Origin of the sequence: Pseudomonas sp. HLG18 (genome assembly GCF_051903985.1) — a bacterium.
Taxonomy (GTDB): Bacteria; Pseudomonadota; Gammaproteobacteria; order Pseudomonadales; family Pseudomonadaceae; genus Aquipseudomonas; species Aquipseudomonas fluorescens_BT.
In genome coordinates this window covers 1,766,731-1,783,288 of record NZ_CP195831.1, presented here as the reverse complement: position 1 = coordinate 1,783,288, position 16,558 = coordinate 1,766,731, and the positions used below count along the sequence as shown (strand labels likewise).

General features: G+C 58.4%; 20 protein-coding genes and 1 tRNA gene. 10 read left to right on the top strand and 11 right to left on the bottom strand.

Annotation, left to right across the window (positions count from 1 at the left end; all coding sequences use genetic code 11):
* Positions 1-19 precede the first annotated feature (19 nt).
* Entirely contained in the window at positions 20-1,057 is a 1,038-nt protein-coding gene (locus ACSPX5_RS08275) for an FUSC family protein (protein ID WP_439821426.1), read from the top strand.
* A gap of 3 nt (positions 1,058-1,060) precedes the next feature.
* Here ACSPX5_RS08275 and ACSPX5_RS08270 read toward each other — a convergent pair whose 3' ends face one another.
* Complete coding sequence (locus tag ACSPX5_RS08270) at positions 1,061-1,954, bottom strand: DMT family transporter (protein WP_439821425.1); 894 nt, start codon at positions 1,952-1,954, stop codon at positions 1,061-1,063.
* 139 nt (positions 1,955-2,093) lie between these two features.
* Between ACSPX5_RS08270 and ACSPX5_RS08265 the strand changes: the two genes are divergently transcribed.
* Positions 2,094-2,531, top strand: coding sequence for an Lrp/AsnC family transcriptional regulator (locus ACSPX5_RS08265; protein ID WP_064381847.1), 438 nt, complete (start codon positions 2,094-2,096; stop codon positions 2,529-2,531).
* Positions 2,532-2,588: 57 nt separating this feature from the next.
* Positions 2,589-2,915 (top strand): YceK/YidQ family lipoprotein, encoded by a 327-nt coding sequence (locus ACSPX5_RS08260; RefSeq protein ID WP_207867397.1) that lies wholly within the window; start codon positions 2,589-2,591, stop codon positions 2,913-2,915.
* Positions 2,916-2,988: 73 nt separating this feature from the next.
* Here ACSPX5_RS08260 and ACSPX5_RS08255 read toward each other — a convergent pair whose 3' ends face one another.
* Positions 2,989-3,660, bottom strand: a complete 672-nt coding sequence (locus ACSPX5_RS08255) for a Bax inhibitor-1/YccA family protein (RefSeq protein ID WP_027613775.1) — start codon at positions 3,658-3,660, stop codon at positions 2,989-2,991.
* A 122-nt stretch (positions 3,661-3,782) separates the two neighbouring features.
* Here ACSPX5_RS08255 and ACSPX5_RS08250 point away from each other — a divergent pair.
* From ACSPX5_RS08250 to ACSPX5_RS08225, 6 genes are all read left to right on the top strand, one after another.
* A tRNA-Ser gene (locus tag ACSPX5_RS08250) sits at positions 3,783-3,870 on the top strand.
* 209 nt (positions 3,871-4,079) lie between these two features.
* Positions 4,080-4,289 carry a hypothetical protein gene (locus ACSPX5_RS08245; protein ID WP_439821424.1) on the top strand — a complete coding sequence of 70 codons (210 nt, stop codon included), beginning with the start codon at positions 4,080-4,082 and terminating at the stop codon, positions 4,287-4,289.
* 198 nt (positions 4,290-4,487) lie between these two features.
* Positions 4,488-5,252, top strand: a complete 765-nt coding sequence (locus ACSPX5_RS08240; RefSeq protein ID WP_169841589.1) for a COG4705 family protein — start codon at positions 4,488-4,490, stop codon at positions 5,250-5,252.
* Positions 5,253-5,280: 28 nt separating this feature from the next.
* Complete coding sequence (locus ACSPX5_RS08235; RefSeq protein ID WP_439821423.1) at positions 5,281-5,718, top strand: hypothetical protein; 438 nt, start codon at positions 5,281-5,283, stop codon at positions 5,716-5,718.
* A 96-nt stretch (positions 5,719-5,814) separates the two neighbouring features.
* The gene (locus tag ACSPX5_RS08230; protein WP_439821422.1) at positions 5,815-6,480 is read left to right on the top strand and encodes a response regulator; all 666 of its coding nucleotides are present in this window, start codon (positions 5,815-5,817) and stop codon (positions 6,478-6,480) included.
* On the top strand, positions 6,456-7,820 hold the full coding sequence (locus ACSPX5_RS08225; RefSeq protein WP_439821421.1) for an ATP-binding protein: 1,365 nt from the start codon (positions 6,456-6,458) through the stop codon (positions 7,818-7,820). Before ACSPX5_RS08230 ends, ACSPX5_RS08225 begins: the two co-directional genes overlap by 25 nt.
* Here ACSPX5_RS08225 and ACSPX5_RS08220 read toward each other — a convergent pair.
* Positions 7,801-8,004, bottom strand: coding sequence for a DUF3606 domain-containing protein (locus ACSPX5_RS08220; RefSeq protein ID WP_439821420.1), 204 nt, complete (start codon positions 8,002-8,004; stop codon positions 7,801-7,803). The two genes, ACSPX5_RS08225 and ACSPX5_RS08220, sit on opposite strands and share 20 nt — an antisense overlap.
* Before the next feature lie 304 nt (positions 8,005-8,308).
* Here ACSPX5_RS08220 and ACSPX5_RS08215 point away from each other — a divergent pair, with 304 nt between their 5' ends.
* Positions 8,309-8,665 (top strand): hypothetical protein, encoded by a 357-nt coding sequence (locus ACSPX5_RS08215; protein WP_439821419.1) that lies wholly within the window; start codon positions 8,309-8,311, stop codon positions 8,663-8,665.
* Here the strand turns inward: ACSPX5_RS08215 and ACSPX5_RS08210 are convergent.
* The 8 genes from ACSPX5_RS08210 to ACSPX5_RS08175 form a co-directional block, all read right to left on the bottom strand.
* Positions 8,637-9,158, bottom strand: a complete 522-nt coding sequence (locus tag ACSPX5_RS08210) for a lysis protein (protein WP_439821418.1) — start codon at positions 9,156-9,158, stop codon at positions 8,637-8,639. The genes ACSPX5_RS08215 and ACSPX5_RS08210 overlap by 29 nt on opposite strands.
* On the bottom strand, positions 9,158-9,583 hold the full coding sequence (locus tag ACSPX5_RS08205; RefSeq protein ID WP_439821417.1) for a cell wall hydrolase: 426 nt from the start codon (positions 9,581-9,583) through the stop codon (positions 9,158-9,160). Before ACSPX5_RS08205 ends, ACSPX5_RS08210 begins: the two co-directional genes overlap by 1 nt.
* Positions 9,584-9,641: 58 nt before the next feature.
* Complete coding sequence (locus tag ACSPX5_RS08200; protein ID WP_439821416.1) at positions 9,642-9,884, bottom strand: hypothetical protein; 243 nt, start codon at positions 9,882-9,884, stop codon at positions 9,642-9,644.
* Positions 9,881-10,171 (bottom strand): hypothetical protein, encoded by a 291-nt coding sequence (locus ACSPX5_RS08195; protein WP_439821415.1) that lies wholly within the window; start codon positions 10,169-10,171, stop codon positions 9,881-9,883. Before ACSPX5_RS08195 ends, ACSPX5_RS08200 begins: the two co-directional genes overlap by 4 nt.
* A gap of 13 nt (positions 10,172-10,184) precedes the next feature.
* Positions 10,185-11,186, bottom strand: coding sequence for a phage tail protein (locus tag ACSPX5_RS08190; RefSeq protein ID WP_439821414.1), 1,002 nt, complete (start codon positions 11,184-11,186; stop codon positions 10,185-10,187).
* A gap of 55 nt (positions 11,187-11,241) precedes the next feature.
* Positions 11,242-11,931 (bottom strand): hypothetical protein, encoded by a 690-nt coding sequence (locus ACSPX5_RS08185; protein ID WP_439821413.1) that lies wholly within the window; start codon positions 11,929-11,931, stop codon positions 11,242-11,244.
* Between the two features lie 310 nt (positions 11,932-12,241).
* Positions 12,242-15,847: a host specificity protein J gene (locus tag ACSPX5_RS08180; RefSeq protein ID WP_439821412.1), complete on the bottom strand. Its 3,606-nt coding sequence runs from the start codon at positions 15,845-15,847 to the stop codon at positions 12,242-12,244.
* A gap of 60 nt (positions 15,848-15,907) precedes the next feature.
* Positions 15,908-16,405, bottom strand: a complete 498-nt coding sequence (locus ACSPX5_RS08175; RefSeq protein WP_439821411.1) for a KilA-N domain-containing protein — start codon at positions 16,403-16,405, stop codon at positions 15,908-15,910.
* Positions 16,406-16,558: the final 153 nt, after the last annotated feature.

The window sequence follows — 16,558 nt, the reverse complement described above, 5'->3', positions numbered from 1 at the left end:
TCACCGCTGGCCGCCGCTGTTGCGGCGGATCCTGCGGCCGCTGCTGGACCCGTACCGTCGCTACCGGCACGCACGGTTGATTCACGCGGTGCGGGTGGCGCTGGGGTTGCTGGCGACAATCCTGCTGACCACCGGCATCAACCTGCCCCACGGCGAATGGGCGTCGGTGACCATGCTCGTGGTCATCGGCGGCTTGCAGCACCACGGCAACATCGGCAAGAAAGCCGCCGAACGCGCCACCGGCACCTTGATCGGCGCCGGCGTCGGTCTGTTGCTGGTGGCGCAACAGGCGTGGCTGGGCATGCCGTGGCTGACCTATTTTGCAATGGCGGTGGTGTGCGGATTCTTCTCGTATCACGCCATCGGCAAGGGCGGCTACACCGCCCTGCTCTCGGCCATCACCGTTTTCATTGTCGCCGGGCATGGCGACAATCCGATCACTGACGGGCTGTGGCGCGGGGTCGATATCCTGATCGGTATCGCCCTGGCCCTGGCCTTTTCCTTCGCCCTGCCGCTGTACGCGGTGTATTCGTGGCGCTACAACCTGGCCGATGCCTTGCGCGATTGCGCCACGGTGTACGGGCGGATCATCAGCGGTGAACCGGTTTCGGCCGATGAACATCTGAAACTGATGGGCCGGTTGAACACCGTGATGGTGCAGCTGCGCTCGTTGATGCCGTCAGTGTCCAAGGAAGTGAAGGTTTCGATGACCGAACTGGACGCGATCCAGCGCAACCTGCGCATGTGCATCAGCACGCTTGAAATCCTCGGCAATACCCGACCGGACAGCAACGATCTTGACGCGATGGCCCACTTGCAATCGGCCTTGAAGGCCGAGCACCGGCAGATCCGTGTGCAACTGATCGGCATGGCCCGGGCCTTGAAAACCGGTGCGACCCAGCGCCTTGGGCGCCCGCTGGAATTGCCGGACGCCAGCCTCGACGCGCCGGTCTACAGCCCGCTCGACGGTTACCGTCTGCTGACCCGGCAACTGGCGTCCAACATCGGCGAGATGCGCCAGCGCCTGGCGAAAACCGCACCGCGCTGGAACATCTGAGCGTTACTGCGCCGCCAGACGCCGCGACTTGAAGCCCCAGCCCTGTTGCATCCCGGCGGCGGCCAGCAGGATCGCCGCCACGCCGATCCATTGCAGGGTCTGCAGTTGATGGCCGAAGGCGAACCAGTCGACGAAAATCGCCGCAATCGGATAGATGAACGACAGTGCGCCGGTCAGTGCCGTCGGCAGTTTCTGGATCGCGCCGTAGAGCAATACATACATCAGACCGGTGTGAACGATGCCCAGCGTCACCAGGCTGGCCCAGGCAATGGGCGCCTGCGGCAGCGCTGAAAAATGTGCGAACGGCGCGAGCAGCAGCACGCCGGTGCAGACCTGTATCAACGCAATCAAGTGCGGGGGAGTGCCGGTCAGGCGCTTGATGATCAATGCGGCAATGGCGTACAGAAACGCCGCCCCCAGCGCCAGCGCGATCCCCATCAGGTAATCATTGCCGCCCTCGCCTTGCACGCCATGGGCACTGACGATGGCCAGCATTCCCATAAATGAAATCCCCAGCCAGAACAGCTTTTGCAGGGTGATTTTCTCGCCGAGAAACAGGGTGGCCAATCCCACCAGCATGAACGGCTGCACGTTGTACACCGCCGTGCCAATGGCGATCGAAGCCCGGGAATACGAGGCGAACAACAGCACCCAGTTGCCAACAATCGCCATGCCGCTGAGTACCGCCAACAGGAACGTGGTGCGGGTCAGAATGCCCGGGCGCAAGAAACCGAAAGCGGCGCAAATCAGCAGCAAAGTGCCGGAACCGAATACACAGCGCCAGAACACCACATCGAGTACCGGTTGACCGGACACCAGCACGAACCAGCCGATCGTCCCGGATATCAGCATGGCAGCGGTCATTTCGAATGAGCCGCGCCGGATTGTTTTTTCCATCATCAATCTCCTTAATGTGTGGCAAAAGTATGCCAAGCGAGATCGGGGCTTCTCCAGCGCAAAAGGCAGGCTAAACTCGATTTCTGCCTTTTTTATCAAGGGTGGTTTTCGCCATTCACCTAATGCGGGAGTTTTTTGCATGACCGACGATATCGACCAGATTCTGATCGGAGCCTTGATGGAAGACTCCCGACGCTCGCTCAAGGCCCTGGCACAGATCAGCGGATTGTCGTCACCGAGCGTGGCCGAGCGCTTGCGCCGGCTGGAGGAGCGCGGCGTGCTCAAGGGCTACACCGTGGAGATCGACCCGAAATGCTTCGGCTACCAGTTGCAGGCCATCGTCCGGGTGCGCCCGTTACCGGGGCAATTGCAGGAGGTGGAAAGGCAGATCCTGTCGATTCCCGAGTTCACCGAGTGCGACAAGGTCACCGGCGAGGACTGCTTCATTGCCCGTCTGCATGTGCGGTCGATGGAGCAACTGGACACCCTGCTCGACCGCCTCAATACCCTGGCCGAGACCAATACGGCCATCGTCAAGAAAACACCGGTCAAGCGACGGTTGCCGCCGATGGCCTGAATACTTTTCAAGCATGTACGGTGTAAATTGTGGTTTTTCCGGCTAAGGAACGGCGATATGAAAACGCAGGCAATGATGCTGGCAACACTGATGCTCGCCGGGTGCGGGACGGTGCAGACCGTGGCGTTCAGCGACAGGGTCTCCGTGAATCAACTGAAGAACCAGAAAACCTACTGTGGTGCCGTCCCGCGCATCTACAGCGGCGCGACTTACGATTTTTGCATGCTGCACGCAGAAAAACCGGATGACGTCGATGCGTTCAACTACAAGAACGCTTCTCCCGGCCTGCTGGTCGATGCGGCGGTCTCGGGGGTGCTCGATACCTTGCTGCTGCCCTACACGATCTACAAGCAACACACCGATGGCAGCATGATCATCAATTGATCGTCTGATCACGTTTTTGCAGGCAACAAAAAACCCGCTTTCGCGGGTTTTTCGTTAACGCCGATTCAGTCGATCAGTCGTCGCGGCTCATGATGCCGAAGATCTGCAACAAGCTGATGAACAGGTTGTAGATCGATACATACAGGCTGATGGTCGCCATGATGTAGTTGCGCTCGCCGCCGTGGATGATGGCGCTGGTCTGAAACAGAATGCACACCGACGAGAACAGTACGAAACCTGCGCTGATCGCCAGTTGCAGGCCGCTGATCTGGAAGAACATGCTCGCCAGCGTCGCACCCAGCAACACGAAGAAACCGGCGGTGATGAAGCCACCGAGGAAGCTCATGTCCTTGCGGGTGATCAGCACGTAGGCCGACAGGCCACCGAACACCAGTGCCGTCATCGCGAACGCGGAGCTGACCACTTCAGCACCGCCCTGCATGCCCAGGTAACGGTTGAGAATCGGGCCGAGCAGGAACCCCATGAAACCGGTCAGGGCAAACGCCGACACCAGGCCCCAGGCCGAATCACGAAGCTTGTTGGTGAGGAAGAACAGACCGTAAAAGCCGATCAGCACCACGAAAATGTTCGGGTAACCGACGCGCATCTGCTGGGCCACGAAAGCCATCACACCGCTGAATGCGAGGGTGAGTGCCAGTAGGCCATAAGTGTTGCGCAGGACGCGGCTAACCTCTAGCTGCTCAGCCTGCACGCTGTTGTGAACTGCGTAATCCTGTTCGCGCATGGCGACACTCCTGTTGGTTTGAAACGTTCAGTCGCAAAGATCATAACAGACGCTCTGTAACAAGCCATGCACAGAGTTTGACAGTGTGTTTCATTCAGGTATTATGGCGCCCGCAACGCAACGGAGGTGTGGCCGAGTGGTTTAAGGCAACGGTCTTGAAAACCGTCGACTGTAACAGGTCCATGAGTTCGAATCCCATCGCCTCCGCCATATTTGATACGACAAAGCCCTGATTATTCAGGGCTTTGTCGTTTCTGGCGTGCCAGAATTTCTGCTGACATCAGGATGTGTTCCATAACTATTCTGGACGCGTTCCATAACTAACAGCTTTTCACTCTCCTCTCTGGCGTCCTGCCAAACTTAAAACACTCTTCATGTAACACGGTGCTACGCTGGGTTCTTTCACGGAGGAAACCGCAATGTCCAACTCTGATCTGCTCCCCTCTCTGCTCTTCAAAATCAACGAAAACCAGCTCGCCCTCGAGGCAGCCATCATGGAACTCACCCTATGGGTGGAGCAGCGCGGATCTGCCGACGTCGCAGAAAACGTTCGCGAGTCTCTGGCCGCAATCGATCGGAATGAGGAGTTCATCAAGATGACCTTGGCCGTGTTGATGACTCCTGAATGACCGCTATCGGCCAAAAGTAGTCAGTATGCAGATCCATTTTGCGACTATTAAAGATTGCGTTTAACGAGCTAATAGCGTGTTACTGAAGCACATTCTCCCTACTCTCAAGACCGAGCAAACCCTCAGTCTCAGCTAAGTCTTCAGCCGTATTCTCCCCTTAGCGCAAGTTCAGCGCTGTTCAGGAGAGGCAACTCGCACATGAATCCCGCAAAAGCCGGATGGCTTAATAAAGTACCCGAAGTGACACTAGCCTTCTGGGTGATCAAGATTCTATCGACCACCGTGGGTGAAACCGGCGCCGACTTCCTGGCCGTTGACGCGGGGTTCGGCGCTGGCTGGACCAGCGTCGGCATGGCGCTGCTGCTGGGTGGCGCGCTGTTCCTGCAAATGCGCAAAACCGCGTATTCGCCGTGGATCTACTGGTTGACCGTGGTGCTTGTAAGCATCGTCGGTACGCAGATCACCGACATCATGACCGACATGCTCGACATTAGCCTGTATGTCAGCACGGCGGTATTTTCGGTGCTGCTGGCGGTGAATTTCCTGATCTGGTTCACCGTGGAGAACAACCTGTCGATTCGTCAGATCAACACGCCGCGACGCGAACTTTTCTACTGGTCCACGGTGCTTTGCACCTTTGCTCTCGGCACCGCCGCCGGCGATCTGGCCACCGAAGCGCTGGGCCTGGGCTTCACCCTAGGTGCGGTGATTTTCGGGGCGCTGATTGCAGCGACGCTGCTGGCCTGGCGCCTCGGGGCCAACGTGGTGCTGACCTTCTGGATCGCCTACATCCTCACCCGCCCGTTCGGTGCCTCTCTCGGCGATCTGCTGACCCAGGCCAAGACCTACGGTGGCCTGGGCATGGGCGCCGCCTGGACCAGCGCAATTTTTCTGACCGTCATCGTGCTGTTGGTGGCGGTCGCGCAAATCAGCGTCGGCAACCGTAAGGCCGCGATTCAATAACCTTCAGATACCCATCAAGGAATTCAACATGCGCTTTCAAACCGCTATTCGTCACGTCGCGCTCGTCTCGTCTCTGGTACTGCTCGGCAGCCTGGCCGGTTGCTCGAAACCCGCAGATAAGCCCGCTGCCGGCACGCCGACCAGCTCGATGAGTGCGCCGGCGCAGTCCGGCTCGAAACTGGGCGACCTCAGCGAGTTCCGCAGTATCGCTGCCGACGTCAGCGCGCTGGTCGAAAAGAATGACCTGCCCGACGCGAAGACCCGGATCAAGGATCTGGAAAGCTCCTGGGATTCCGCCGAAGCCGGCATCAAGCCGCGCGCCGCCGCTGACTGGCATGTGCTGGACAAAGCCATCGACCGTGCGCTCGATGCTCTGCGCGCCAGTTCGCCGAAGCAGGCTGATTGCAAGGCGGCGATGGACGACTTGCTCAAGGCTTTCGATACGATGAAAGGCCCTCGGCAGTAAGTCCGGGCGCAACCGGCGGCGGACAAACGCCGGCTCAAGTGCTTCAATACAGGCGCGACGGAGCTCTCCGTCGCGCCTTTTCTGCAGGAGCGGTGCATGCGGATTCTGCTGGTCGAAGATGATCTGATGATTGGCGATGCCATCGAAGGTGCGCTGAAGGACGCGAGCTACGCTACCGACTGCGTGAAAAACGGCCTCACCGCGCTGGCGGCGCTGGACACCCAGACCTATGACCTGGTGCTGCTTGACCTCGGCTTGCCGGGCAAGGACGGGCTCGATGTGCTGGATGCCATTCGCGCACGTAACAATCCGGTGCCGTTGCTGATCATTACCGCCCGCGATGGCCTGGACGATCGTCTGCGCGGGCTCGATGGCGGCGCTGATGACTTCCTGCTCAAACCCTTCGCCATGGCTGAATTGCTGGCACGCATGCGCGCGGTATTGCGCCGGCGCGGCGGCAACGCGCAATCGCTGCTGGACAACGGCGAGGTGTCGTTGAACCTGATCTCCAAACAGGCCGCCACCGCTGACATCAGCGACGTCCAGCTCTCCAGCCGCGAATTTGCGCTGTTGCAAGCGCTGTTGATACGCCCGGGGGCGATACTTTCGCGCAGCGAGCTGGAAGACCGGATCTACGGTTGGGGCAACGAAGTGGAAAGCAATGCCGTGGAGTTTCTGATCCATGCATTGCGGCGAAAGTTGGGAAACCATGTCATCAAGAACGTCAGGGGGATGGGATGGATGGTTTCAAAAGGCGTTTGAGCGACTCGGTACAGTCGCGGCTTTCCATCACCCTGTCACTGGCGATTCTCATCGTCGCCTTGCTGGCCGGTGCGTTTGCGTTCATTTCGGCACTCGACGAAGCGCACGAAATGCAGGACGAAAGCTTGCGTCAGGTGGCGGTGCTGTTCGACCGCCAGCACATGACCCTGCATTATCCCGGTGCCGAACGGATCGCCGGCGACGACGAAGAATCGCGGATCATCGTGCAGTACCTGGCCGATAGCGCCGATGCTACTGGCAATGATGACGTAAGCATTCCGTTGCCGTTTCCGGTGACCCTGGCTGACGGCTTGTCAACACTGAACATTGCCGGTGAAAACTTTCGCGCGTTGGTCAGAACCATCTCGACCGGCGAACGTATCGTGGTAGCGCAAGAGGCCGACGTGCGCGACAAGGAAGCGCGGGAAAGCGCCTTGCGCAGCCTGCTGCCGTTTCTGATTCTGTTTCCGGTGCTGCTGTTGGTGGTCGGCGACCTGGTGCGCAAGCTATTCCGGCCGATTGCGACGCTCTCGGCAGAGATAGATCTGCGCGACCAGCAGGCATTGCATCCGATCGATGAGCAGCACCTGCCGAGCGAAGTCCGGCCTTTCGTAGTGGCGATCAATCGTTTACTCAAGCGCGTCGCACAGGCCATGGAAACGCAGCGACGGTTTATCGCCGACGCCGCCCATGAACTGCGCTCACCGATGACGGCTCTGTCGCTGCAAGCCGAGCGCCTGGCGGCGGCACCGTTGTCAGAGGCCGCCCAACACAGCTTTGTCCCCCTGGCTCAGGGAATCCAGCGCAGCCGTAATCTCATCGAGCAATTGCTGGCTCTGGCGGCAGCGCAATCAGTTTCGCCGTGCACCGAGACGCCGGTTTCGGTGCACGGCGTGTTTCGCCGTGTGCTTGAAGACCTGCTGCCGCTGGCCGAGGAAAAGGACATCGATATCGGCGTGGAAAGTGTCGAGGATGCGCAGGTCGTCATCAATGAGCTGGACCTGTTCATCCTGATCAAGAACTTGGTGGACAACGCCATTCGCTACACCCCGGCGGGCGGACGGGTCGATATGAGTGTCGAGTCGGTGGAGTTGGGCGTGCTGATCGAAATCAAGGATTCGGGACCGGGCATCGCCCCTGAAGAACAGGCACTGGTGTTCGACCCGTTTTACCGTAGTTTGGGCTCCGGTGAGTCTGGCTCAGGGTTGGGTTTGTCTATTGTGAGCGCGATAGCTAATCGTAATGATGCACGCGTCACGCTCAATTTTTTAGATGAGACAAATCAGAAAGGACTGCGCGTCTCGGTTCTATTTAATTGTGCTATATCGCTGGCGAACTGAGTTTTTTAGCGGATTTTTCGATTCTGCTGCGGACCGCGCTCGGGGAATCACCCACAGCTTTAACCACGGATTTAAGCTCACTCGCAGTGACACCAAATTTTTTGGCCCAATACTTACACTCGAACATGTCATTAGCATTGATTCTGATCTCGTCAACACTACCCGCTAGGTTTCGCTGCTGCATAGGTCCGTCCTTGGCTTGTTAGTCCTAGACTCCAAAATAGCTGAAAAGCAGTAAAAATCGAGGTATTTGGAAAAGGTTCGCAAACATTCTTTCGAGTTTTTTTATTTTCAAACACCATTCGTGCACGTACGCCTTCTAGTGCAAGGCTATCTAGTCCGACGCTCAATATTTGTCGGAGACACCTGCTTACTTACGTCTGCTTTTGGGCGAAAGCAGCCGCTTACTACAGCTCGTCGCCTCACTCTCGCCGCACCGCCGCGTCTCGATTACTGTATATCCAAACAGTATAAAGCAAGGCACTACCGTGGATCCCTCCGATATCGAAAACACCGACGACTGGCTCGGCTGCCCGACGCCACTCGAAACCTGCCGTCAGCAGCTCAGACTCTACGAAAATGAATTCGAGGAACTGAACCACCAGCTTCGCGAAGAGCGGGAGCGGATATTCAAGTTGGTCGAGATGAACACCGAAACTAACAAAGACCGTGACCTACTACGGAAACAACTGCTGGCAGCCCAGGCCGATGTGCATCGCCTTCAAGCTCAAACAACCGTGCTGACGAGCGATCTTCGCGTCCTGAATGATGTCAAGCGTCAGAACGTGCACCTGTTCCAGGAAAACCAGCGCCTACTCAGGGAGGCGCAGGAGCGCGATTGCTGATCGCCTTCACGTAAGACTGACATGCCTGCAGCGCAATCAATCCTCGGTCACCTTCACCGGTGATGGCGACAATTCGTTGAGCATGCGCCGGGTCAAGTTCGGCTCGTACGGGGCCATGAACCACGCCGCCGGCGCCGGTGGCGGAAGGCACTGAACAGCCACCGGCTGAACCCGCGTCGATGAGGACTGACAGCCGCAGATCAGAAGTGGCAAGGCGATCGCGCAGCAAAGCCTGGTCTTTTTGAGCATTGGTCATTTTCTCGGAGTGGGTTTTGTCACTGGCCGCCAGCCGCTGTTCGAGCGCCAGCCGCTTGTCCTGCTCGGCCTGCTGCGCGGTGGCCGCCGCCATAGTCAACTGATTGAGGGTGTCGGTGTGCAGACGATCCTGCTCGGCCAACTGCTTCCCGTAGCGCCAGTCCTGAGCCTGCCAGGCGCCGGCCCAGGCGATGAGCGCCAGCGTCACGGCGCCGACCAACCTCCACGGCACCGCCATCACGGCACATCCTTGAAAAAGACGTGTCCGCCCAGTTGCAGAGTCTGCTTGGCTTTCGCCGCCCAGCCGGGCGCCGTCTTCATGCTGAGCGCGTAGTAGTGCGTGGCACCACCGGTAGGATCCGGCACCTTGCCGTCGATTACCTGGTCAGCAGCAATCCGGCACTGTGCCAGCTCACGGAACGGGATCTCCCGGGCGCCACTGAGGAACGGATAGTTCGGGTCACCCTTGTTCCAGCAGCTGAACTGGTAGGGTTTCTGGCAGACCCCGGCATAGCCCTCCCCCCACCATGACTTGGGCTTCCCATCCAGCACGCGATTGCGGATGGTCCAGGCCACGGCCACCTTGCCGGCGGATGTCTCGCCGCGCGCCTCACCCCAGATCGTCCGGGCGAGAATGTCTCGGTCTTGTTCGGTCACAGTCATCATTTTCTCCAGGCGAAAAAAAAACCGCCTCACGGGCGGCTGGTTGTTCTTTGGTGCATCAGGCCGGAATAGCCTCGGGCAGCGGGTACCTCGCCTTGATTGCGGCGACCGATTCAACCCATGGCGAGAAGTCCGGCTCAAGGCCTTGGCTCATGGCGTCATAGGCGATTTCCAGTCGTAGTGGATCGGACTCGGCCTGATAGGCTGCGCGGCGCTGGGCGCGGGCCGTTTCGAGATCAGCCTCGAACTGCTCAGCCTTTCGCTGCTCGGCGGTGACCATCTTGCTGAAATCGATATTCATCGCGGCAAACTCACTTCGCCATCCGGCGGGTTGGCAATATCAGCCGGGAAGCACGCGGCTTCACCGGCATCGACTGCGATTGGCAGCGCCAGCGTGATAATCAACTGCCCACCGACACGCTCAACCGGCTGGACAACACGCGGAGAACCGACGGCTTCGGCGGGCAGCACCGCCCCTTCGAGCAGCGCGGTGAAGTCGAACGTTTCCCCATCGATGGTGAGAGCGTCACCGGCCTTGGATAGCGTCATGGTGCCCTCCATGCGGATGGGCGAAAGCTTGATAATCATTGATGTCCTCCAGTCAGAACCATCGGCCAACGGCCATCATGCGCGAGGCGCGGGCGGTGGCGTCGTTGTAAAAGGCCACGCGCGACCATGAGACGCTTGTAGTTGTCGGGGCCCCATTGAGTGAAATAACGCCGTTGCCCGAGTTCGTCACACCTGTAACCACAGGCTCTGAACCGGTGACAAATACTGCCGGATAGGTCCAGGTGGCAGGCGTACTGATCCAGCAGTTACCTTGAACGGTGCTTGCACCGATCGACCCGGTGGTGAACCAGCAAAACTGCGTACCATCGGCGAAGCGAACCCAGGTTCCGTTGGCGTTAGAACCGCTTTCGACAACATTCCGACCCGCCAGTTGAAGTCCCACAGGTACGTTCAACACGCCAGCATACGAATAGGTCATGAAGGGGCCACCGGCGGTGTTAGCCTGGTTCACAGTGCGCCAACTGAATCCACCTATGCCGCCGCCCTGGTTGCAGGTGAATGACACCGCACCGGACATGCCGCTGCCGTTGCCCGTCTCGTTCCAACCCATGAAGCCCCCACTGGCGGACGGAACCGCTCCGGTGATAACTCTCAGGGCGTTGAAAGACGGCGAGAAAGCGCCACCAGCTGTAGGCATCGCACCGAGGTTCGCCAGCAGTTCACTTGGAGTGTTGACCGCTATACCGGTACCACCTTTGTACAACGGCAGAGTGTCGTAGTTACCAGTTGTGCCCAGGGCCGCGAGCTTGGTGCCCCACTGGAGGTTGATGCTGTTGAACGCATCTGCCAGTGCTTTCGGGTAGCCCTGAACCGGCATGATCGCGTACGACGCACCGCTTGCTGTTGCGCTCCGGTATGGAGGAATTATTGAAATTACCGTCGCACTGGCAACGTTCCCGATTTCGTAGTTCAACCCGTCTGGACCGATAAAGGAATCTCCGATCCGCGCGTTCGCAGCAAAGTCTGCGTTGGCGCCAACAACCGTATTCGAACCATAAGTAACGGTGACTGTTCCACCCCTGAGCCAAGGCATAGCTATCCCCCGCTGGTAATTAAAGCCAGCAATTATTTATAAAGTGTGGTCTCTGTTATGCGTCCAGCTTCGCAAACATAGCAGGAAGCCAGAACGCGTAAGGGTTAGAAAAGCCGATAGTCACCGCATATAAAACCCTCTTTTGAAAATCCCACCACGTATACAGCCCTCGACCCACGTTATCCGCATTCGTCATTCGCATGGAAAACGAATTACATAAAAGGTATTCATTTTCAGGAAAGTCGAAAGGAACAGTGTAGTAATTGATGTATTCACCCTGGTCCCCCCGGCCCGTCATAACGTAAGTCCAGTTTTGGAAAGCACGGGTAAATTGCACACTTGGCGTTCCGGTATCGAAGATGGGCTGCCCCGTTGCCGAGAACAGCCTGACGCCATACTCAGCGAGTGACTGAGCGCCAAATGACGCTACGATATAGCGACCGTTCGGGTAAAATCCGATCTGGTTGTACATGCTCGTTACAAAGCCGGTCCAGTTACCCGGGCTGCCTTGCAGTGCAGCGGTCGCACCCAGCTGCACAATCCCATTTACCGTGTCGGGCCTGATAAAAATCAAAGGCTGCTCAACGGTAGTGATGGGCCTCGGGAAAGTAACCAGAGAACCATAACTCCCCGGCCCAAAATTCGGCGAATATCGCCCCGTAAATATTACACAAAGCCTCGCATACTCCGAATCCAGCACAACTTCATTACTGCTATTCGTAAAACTCAAGCCAAAAGCACTCATCGAAACCTCACAACAAACAACCGCATTGAGCCGAATGCAAGATTACTGTCAAATGTGCGCGTGTAGTTATATACGCGAGCCACGCCTTCTAGCATCTCCGTTTCGAATTGCCGATCCGTATTCTTGGGCGTATTTATCGGCAATACGAATGCCATGGCGTTACTTGGATTACACCCTGGAACAGAGAAATCCTGTGTCCCTTTCACGTTGGCAAACGTGACTACAACGGAAAATACCAATCTGACAGTAAATGAGTGTTCAGTAATCTCTGGAATACCTTGTTTATTCCAGGTACCTAGGCCGTACCCCATCAAGAAAGCCTCCCAAACTTCGCCCGCAGTGTTCCATTCTCATCGAACGCCGCGAGGCCATCATTGTTGAGTAAGGACGAGCCGCCACCTCCGGCGCTGCGGAGTGTCAGCGTGCCGGCAGGAATATTGATTTCCAGCAACGGCAGACCTTGAGCGTTCACCGCTGCAGAGCGGAGTGTCATCCCAAGAACCAGGTCCTTGATGAACGCTGCGCTTATGATCGCGGTATTCATGAACACCTGACCGCCCTGCACTACGAACGGAGCCACCATTTGCCCGCTGACCTCATCGAGAATTGCGAAGCGCTGGGCGAACGCAAGGATCTGCGACTCTTGCTCCTGACCTTCAACACCGATCGCCAGTCCCGCCATCACCGTGCGCCCGTTGACAGTGGTTGACGTTTTGATGGTGGTGAGCGCCGAAACCTGCCCATTCAGACCAGATATGGCGACGGTGGCTGTCTCCGCCTTGGCGGCGGCATAGTTGGTCGCAGCCGTGACTGTCTGGATTTTTTGAGCCGTGGCTTCTCGGTCTGTGACCACTGCCGACTCAAGCGAGGTGAGGCTCGCCTTGTTACCCTTTACCTCAGCATCGATAGTAGTGAGGCGAATCGCCTGCGCAATGCCCTCCTCCACCCGCACCTTTTCATTCGTGACGATACTGGCCGTGTTGTTCCAGCCTTTCAGGGCATCGTTCAATACACCCGAGCCGTCATCTTCGCGAAGCGAGGCGCGGATCGCCTGCATCGTGGAAGCCTGTGCGGTGACTTTGCCGTCAAGGGTGTCGATTTGCGTGGTGTGTTGCTGGATCTGCAAGACCATCGCGCTGGTGGTTTCGGCAATGGTGCCGATGTCGTACCAGAAGCTCGCATTCGGCGGAGTGGTACCGGCGGGCACCGCTTTGATCGCCGAGAACAACCGCCCCTCCAGACGAACCATTTCGCCCTTTGCGTAGGCCTTGGTAGGGTCATAGACAAGTGCGTCCGTAATCTCACCAATGAGCGTTTCGAGCTCCTGCCTGGCTGCTTCAAGACGACCATTGACGGAGCCAGTGCCGTCTCCGGAAATCTTGCCGATCTCTTCGAACAGTTGCTGGCCCAGGGCCGACGCCTGGATTTTCCCAAGGAAGTATTTCTCGTATTCGGACTGATCAATACTTGGCTGGCCATTGACTCCGTTGACTGCCGGGTACCACGGACCTACGTTACCGGTACGATCCACCAAGCGAGCCCAGAAAAACAGACTGGTGCCGGGCACGATGTTCTGAATTTCGTGACTGGCTTGCGGGTAGGCAAAGTCCGCAAGCTTCACGGCGGAGGCAAGGTCATTGACTTTGTTGTTCCAGATTTCGGTTCTCTGAGTGTCCTCAGCACCAGATGGGAAGCCCCATTCGAGGCCAATCCCGTAGACCTTGCTGGTGGTTTTCAAATAAGAAACTGCCGGCGGCAACCCTTCCTTCCCTTTCAGGTTGGTCAGGATCGATGCACGCCACGGCGACGTGATGTCGAAGGCGCTCACCGCTCGCACCCGGGCCACATAGGCGCCGGCATAAATGCCCACCACGTCAACGTTGGTCATCCCGGTGCGCTGCACCTTGATCCAGTTGCCGCTGTCCTTGCGCCATTCCACGTCATAGCCGACTGCGCCATCCACGGCGGGCCAGCTGATGGTCATGGTGGCCACGGCCAGTCCCTGAACAATCGAGGACGTCGACGCAACAGTCACGCTGGACGGCGCCGGAACCACCGTGATCGGAATCACGCTGATCGGCCGCTCTTCCAGGCGTGCACCGGTGTCAATGTGCGCGAACTTGCTTGGTTCGAACTGCAAGGCGCTGATCTCGAAGTCACCTTCGGTCGTGCGCTTGGTGCGCAGCACCCGGTACAGCGGGATCGCCAGATCATCCGCGTCGAGCGCCCATTGCAGCTGCGCGACCGGTGGCTCGCTGTAGGCGACGGTCACCGTAACGGCGCGGCCGTTGACGCTCTGCACGGTACGACCTTCGGCGCGGCCGCCAGGCAGGTTGAGGATCAACCGGTCACCGGCCTTGGCCTGGGTGTCACGGTCGAGCGTCACCACACGGCCGCCCGCCGATGAGATCCGCCCGCCGACCTCACGCCCCGCCAGCAGCGAATCCGCCACCGGGATGATGTGGCCCGGCAGCGGGATAAGGCCCTCCATGCCAGTCTTGAACGACACGGTGCGGTCCTGGTTGTTGCTGAGGATCGCCCACTTGCCACGGCGCTGGGCCTCGGATGCACGGGTGCAGCCAATGGCGCTCAGCTCGGTCGGCCGGTCGCCGTACCGACGCTGCAGATCCAAGTCGGCGAACGGAATGACATCGGTGTCGTAGTTGTTGGCCGGATTGTCGTAGCTGACCAGGGCGCGGGTGTACCTGGTCTTCGCCGAGGCGCTGCCGTACGAAAATTTGCCATCGATCACGTTGGCCCGGGTGAACACATAGTCGAAGTCCTGCGCGCGCGGCATGTCGGCCTGCATCACCAGCTGGCCCTGAGCCCAGTAGGTCATGCCTCGGTAAATAGCCGAGATGTCACGCAGCAGTGACCAGGCATCGGCCTTGCCCTGTAGGTTCATGTCGCAGAGAAAGCGCGGTTCTTGGCCGCCGAGGCCGTTCGGCACCAGTTGGTCGCAATACTGGGCGATCCGGTACAACTCCCACTTGTCGACCATGAACGGCTTGATGCGCTTGCCCAGGCCGAACATTTCATTCGTGCAGATACCGTAGGTGATCCACGCCGGGTTATTGGTCCAGGCCGACTTCATCGAGCCATCCCATGTCCCGGTGTAGGTACGTTGGATCGGGTCGTAGTTGCTCGGCACCATCCAGCGTCGGGCCTTGCACTTCACGGTAACGGCCGGGATGTTGGTGAACTGCTCGGCGTCGAATTCGATGTAGAGCAGCGCGGTATTCGGGTAGCGCAGCTTGCCGTCGATCACCTCGGTGTAACCGGCCACCAGCATGGTGTCGGCGATCTTGTTGCTGTTCTGGTTCGGCGTCAGGCGGCGCACGCGGATCTGCCAGCCCGTAGTGGCGGTCGGCAAATCGATGCGGCGCGAGCGCTCGTAGCGAGTCGTGGTCTTGCCGTCGACCGCGTCCGTCAGCACCTGCTTATAGGCGCCGCCATCGGTGGCCACGTCGATGGCGTAGTCGATGCGGTAACCGCCAACATTGCCCTGGTCGTCTACACGCTGCAGAGCCGGCCACGCCAAGCGCATACGCACGGCCGATAGCTGGGTGTTGCTGATTGAGCGCACCCACGGCGTGTCGCTACGCAGCTCAATGTTCAGCGACGTCTCGTTCTCAACGGACGGAATGCCCGGAATGTAGGTCTGATCCACAGAGCCCGGGCGCCAGTCCCACTTCACGTTCGGGAAGTTGTAGTTGCCGCTGGCATCGCGGATTGGCGTGTTGTCCAGGTAGATGTCGTAATCCGTCGGGACGCCGTCGAACTCGCCCTCGCCCACCGCGATCAGCAGCTTTGCCAGGTTGGTCGAGCGCAGGCTGTCGCTGGCTTCGACCGGCGACTTCGGCTTGCTACTGCCGCCCTTCTCGCCGTAGATCTCAATCTGTTCCGCTGCACCCATGCTTTCCTCCAGGCATAAAAAAACCCGCTTATGGCGGGTATCCGGTTTCGTTGCCCAGCGCTACGCAGCGTCGAGTCCGAGGGTGAGCTGTAGCTGATCTCGCCAGTATTCAACTTGGTGAACTAGCTCCGGCTTTTTCCATCTGAATTTTGCGAGTTCTTTTCCGCTAAGACTGGCTACCGCTTGTGCGTCCCCCAGAATCTTGCATGCCCGGTCAAACTGTTGCTTTTCATCCAGCTCACCGCGCAACAGAGCATCTATATGAAGGTCACACCAAACGGCGAATTTCAGATCAAGCCAGCGTGCGAACGAGACCGCCAATTTCGGATGAAGCCACGTACCGCTCTGATATCGACCACGACGTGTTTCTAAAAGTGATCCAGGATCACAATTAAGCGCGTCGGCCAAGGCATTCAGGTACTGCTTGGTCTCATCCTGCTTGAGCCAATCGATTGGTCGCTTTCCGTAGCGCTTCGCAACATCCGTCGCGTTGATCCAGCCCTCGCTATTAAACCGAACAGCCTGGCCTTCGTAATGAAATGGGATGACGTTGTTCATGGTGAGCTCCTTCCGCCTGGGAAAGTTGTGCAAGCAGGGGCGTAGGCGGAGCGAAACCGACCCTTTTCGGTAGCGAACCTAGCCTGCACGGGTATCCCCTTAGGGATTCTTGGGCACAAAAAAGCCCCGGTGCGCAGAAGCGCTTCCGAGGCT